This window comes from Barnesiella sp. CU968 (assembly GCF_905219685.1).
In the GTDB taxonomy this organism is placed as follows: Bacteria; Bacteroidota; Bacteroidia; order Bacteroidales; family Muribaculaceae; genus Lepagella; species Lepagella muris_A.
Genome location: NZ_CAJMXD010000459.1, coordinates 1 through 2,084 on the forward strand (window position 1 = coordinate 1; position 2,084 = coordinate 2,084).

Annotated in this window: 2 protein-coding genes; both read right to left on the reverse strand. The window is 43.1% G+C overall.

Annotated features, from left to right (window positions below; translation table 11 throughout):
• Positions 1-526: BACON domain-containing protein (locus JX312_RS12720; protein ID WP_204458285.1), on the reverse strand; the 526-nt coding region annotated here is incomplete at its 3' end.
• Positions 527-559: 33 nt separating this feature from the next.
• A partial coding sequence (locus tag JX312_RS12725) for a RagB/SusD family nutrient uptake outer membrane protein (RefSeq protein WP_204458287.1) occupies positions 560-2,084 on the reverse strand: 1,525 nt, incomplete at its 5' end.

Here is a 2,084-nt window from a genome sequence, read left to right on the forward strand (position 1 = left end):
GAATGTCTTTGATATATACATTGACGTTTCCGTCAGTAGCCACGAAGCCAGTCCCTGTAATTGTGAGAACCGTAAGGCCGGGAATCTTAACTATAGTTTCATCGTCCGCCTCCAATGCAGACTCGATTGTAAAGTCTATCGGGTCACGGAATTTATCACCCGCCTGACGCACAATCACAGTTGCGTTGCTGGCAAGGTTGCGTCCTTTGAACAATACGTTAACCCTGCGTGGATTGTCGGGAAGATTCTCGCGAATGTTATTAGCTACAGAAATCTCAACTTCAGTCTGACCGGCATGACCGGAAGCTGGAGAAACAGTTATCCATTCAGGATATTCAGCCACCCAATCAGCATCAGAAGTAATTGTTATTATCTGAGGTCCAGAAGGTGAAACCTCAAATTCAAGAACGTCCACACTCGCCAGAACTGCTCTTGAAAGATTTGTCTCATCGTCGCTGCAGGATGTGAAAACACATCCTAATGCAGCAACGAGAGCTATAAAAAAATAATTTATTGATTTTTTCATCTTGAATTATCTATTATGGAATTATTTAATGACTTATTTCCACCCCGGATTCTGCTTGAGATTCGGGTTAAGACTAATATCATCGGAAGGAATCGGATAAAGATAGTCACGATCCTCGTTGAAGCCTTGACGCACCTGATCCTTGATACCATATATATATCCGGAATTGCCATCAGACAAAATAACATCCTTGCCAATCTGAAGAACTGCTTCTCCCTTATGAGCTTGGGGTTTGGAAGTTCCTTCTGCGTACAGAATAATATCGGCAGTGCCATCCCCTGTCATGTCATAACTGCCAGGACCGGGAATATACTGACCGGTAAAATCCTGATCTATCATTTTACCACACTTCCAACGCATCAAATCAAACCAACGACGACCTTCTTGAACCATCTCTATCGCACGCTCACGACGAATCTCAAGAATTACGCCCGCATTAGCTCCGGTAACATTGTAGTAACCCGTCTGTTCTGAAAGGAGATAGCTATCAGGATTAGCATTTGCCGCTGCCATATCAAGTCCCGGCATACCGACACGCTTACGGATCTCATTAACAGTTTTGGTAAGATCCGGCTGAGTAAGAGTACCAAGTTCTGCCTTTGCCTCTGCAAGATTCAACAGAGTCTCAGCATAGCGGAACTCCGGAAGGTCACAGCTCGTTGTGTTATTCATATCCATATCATAGCTTCCCATCTTGCTCTCTGTTACAAATTTGATAGGCTGATAACCTGTTTTGGTAAGTTTTAAATCAGGAGCAAGTATCTTGGTAGCACCTTTACGGTGATAATTCAATCCACGAACAGACTGCTGCAAACGCGGATCACGATTTTTCATCTCATCCACAAACTGCATAGTCTGCCAACCGGGTTGGTCTGTAAAACGGGAGCCGTCTTTCATCAGATATGAGCATATAAACTTACGGGTATAACCTGGCTGCCCTTGTGTCGAAACAAGCGTAAACGCATTTGCATTATGCTTAATTCCAAGAACCTGATCATATTTCACTGCAAGTATATATTCATCTTTATTAGCATCTTGCGCATTAAAAAGATTGAGATAGTCCTCGTCAGGTTTGCCTGTATTATAAAGCTTATACGAACCATATTTGCCACTCATCAGCATTTCTGAAGCTTCCACACACTGTTCAAGATAGTATTGCCAGCTCTTTCCTTCTATATCAATGCCATGATATTTACGGAATGTGCCTTCGAAAAGACAGAAATTTGATTTAAGTGCAAGAGCCGCCCCTTTAGTAACACGATACGGAGCTGAAGCCTCCTCTTTATTAGTAGGCAAATGCTCAATGGCATAATTGATATCCTCTATCATCTTGGTCATGATGAACTCACGAGAATCACGAGGAGCATAAAGCTTAGGATCATCAGAACCGAGCTGACGGTCAATCCAAGGCACATCACCAAAGCGCTGCACTTTTTGAAAATAGAAATAGGCGCGAAAAAACTTGGCAACACCGGTATATTGTTCTACAGCAGCCTTGTCCGGGCATTTATCAATATACTCCAGGAGCGTATTTATACGGCGTAACACACCCCATGAC